Origin of the sequence: Burkholderia sp. HMSC10F09, assembly GCF_001806955.1 — a bacterium.
Classification (GTDB): Bacteria; Pseudomonadota; Gammaproteobacteria; order Burkholderiales; family Burkholderiaceae; genus Burkholderia; species Burkholderia multivorans.
Genome location: NZ_KV786892.1, coordinates 1 through 2,265 on the forward strand (window position 1 = coordinate 1; position 2,265 = coordinate 2,265).

1 protein-coding gene is annotated in these 2,265 nt (G+C 70.8%); it reads right to left on the minus strand.

The window, feature by feature from the left end; genetic code table 11:
- Nucleotides 1–477 precede the first annotated feature (477 nt).
- Nucleotides 478–2,094, minus strand: a complete 1,617-nt coding sequence (locus HMPREF3115_RS25160) for a YifB family Mg chelatase-like AAA ATPase (protein WP_070556559.1) — start codon at nucleotides 2,092–2,094, stop codon at nucleotides 478–480.
- Nucleotides 2,095–2,265: the final 171 nt, after the last annotated feature.

Consider the following 2,265-nt stretch of genomic DNA (forward strand, 5'->3'; position numbering starts at 1 on the left):
GCACGGCGGCCGGCGGCGACGACACGGCGCGCAAGACGATCGTCGCGCGGCTCGTCGCGCGCGGGCGCCATGCATATCAGGCCGTCGTGATCGCCGACCGCCCGCTGCAGCAGGAGCAGCTCGACCAGTTTTTCGGGTCGTTCAAGCTCGACTGACGCAGCCGGCGAGGGCGCTTCAGACTGCCCTCGCCAACTGAAAGTTCATTCGCAGCTTTCTACGCTAATCGCCGGATTTTGCGGGGCTTTTTCGGCTATCCACAGCGGATGTGGATAACTTTGTTGAAAAGTTCGCCCGATTGCCCGCTCAGCCGCGCCGGACGGCCTTCCGGCCGATTTTGGTGCACGCCGGCGTTTTCGGAAAATTCAATAAAAACAATGACATACGAATCCGACGTCGCGCGCCTGCGCACGCAGCCTCGATCGGGGCTGGATGCGTGGAATTGTGCATAAGTCAAGTCTTGACACGCGGATTTTGTCCTCAGAGGGCGGCGAGCGCGCGCCGATAGCGGATCGCTTCCGCGATGTGGGAGGCGGTCGGCAGCGGCTCGCCGGCCAGATCGGCGATCGTGCGTGCGACCTTCAGCACGCGGTAGTAGGCGCGCGCCGACCATCCGAAGCGCTCGCCGGCCTCGCGCAACAGCCGCTCGCCTTCGTCCGTCGGCCGGCACAGGTCGTCGGTTTCGCGCCCGCTCAGCATGTGATTCGTCTTGCCCTGCCGCGCGAGTTGCAGCGCGCGCGCCTGCGCGACGCGCGCGGCCACCGCGGCGCTCGGCTCGCCCGGCGTCGACGCGCGTGCGGCGAGTTCGGCCGGCGAGAGCGCCGGCAGGTCGATCTGGATGTCGATCCGGTCGAGCAGCGGCCCGGACAGCTTGCGCAGATAGCGTGCGGCGATGTCCGGCGAGCAGCGGCAGCGGCCGGACGGATCGCCGAGCCAGCCGCACGGGCACGGATTCATCGCGGCGATCAACTGGCATGCGGCCGGGAAGTCCGCCTGCTGCGCGGCGCGCGAAATCGTGATGCGGCCCGCTTCGAGCGGCTCGCGCAGCATTTCGAGCACGTGGCGATCGAATTCGGGCAGTTCGTCGAGAAACAGCACACCGAGGTGCGCGAGCGTGATTTCGCCCGGCTGCGGCGGATTGCGTCCGCCGACCAGCGCGGCGGCGCTCGACGAATGGTGCGGCGACCGAAACGGCCGGCGGCGCCATTGCGCGGGAGAGAAGCCGATGCGGCTCGCCGACAGCAGCGCGGCCGAGGTCAGCGCCTCGTCGTCGGTGAGCGGCGGCAGCAGCCCCGGCAGCCGCGCGGCCAGCATCGACTTGCCGGCGCCCGGCGGGCCGACCATCAGCATGTGGTGCCCGCCCGCGGCCGCGACTTCGAGCGCGCGCCGCGCGGCGCGCTGACCGACGACGTCCGCGAGATTGGGCGCCGCGGGTGCCGGCAGGCCATCGAGGCACGGCGCATCGACGGGCGACAGCCGGCTGTCCGGCGCACCGGCAAGGTGCGCGCAGAGTGCCGGCAGGTCCGGCGCGCCGAACACGGTCACGCCGGGCACGAGCGCCGCCTCGGCCGCACTGGCAAGCGGCAGGTACAGCTCCGGCGTGCGCGATGCACCGGCCGCTGCGTACGCTGCGCGCGGCGCGGCGCCGCCGCCGGCCTGCGTGTCGTGAGCGATGTCGCCGTCCGCGCCGCCTGACTGCGCGTCGCGCGCGAGGCCGCACGCCATCGCGAATGCGCCGCGCATCGGCCGCAGCGCGCCGGTCAGCGACAGCTCGCCGGCGAATTCGCGGCCCGCCAGCGCATCGACGGGAATTTGCCCGTTGGCCGCGAGGATGCCGAGCGCGATCGGCAGATCGAAGCGGCCCGACTCTTTCGGCAGGTCGGCCGGCGCGAGATTGACGGTGATGCGTCGGACGGGGAATTCGAATCCGCAGTTCTGCAGCGCGGCGCGTACGCGCTCGCGGCTTTCACGGACTTCGAGATCGGGCAGGCCGACGATCGAGAACGACGGCAACCCGTTGGCGAGATGGACTTCGACGGTGACGTCCGGCGCACGGCCGGCCGCCGGCGCACGGCTGCGCACCACGGCGAGCGACATGGCGAGGCTCCTGTAAACGGTCGGGCGACGGCCGTACGGGGCCGCATGCCGCGGGAAACGGAACGATCGGAGCGCGCTTGCCGGCGTGGCGCGGGGAACAACGATATAAAAGCGGTGAAGACGGAACGACGGACTGCGACGAACGACGCGACGGCTTCGGGGCGGCGGGCG

Bases quoted from the DNA above. Each gene is read 5' to 3' on its own strand.
- HMPREF3115_RS25160 (WP_070556559.1), bottom strand. From the start codon at position 2,094: ATGTCGCTCGCCGTGGTGCGCAGCCGTGCGCCGGCGGCCGGCCGTGCG.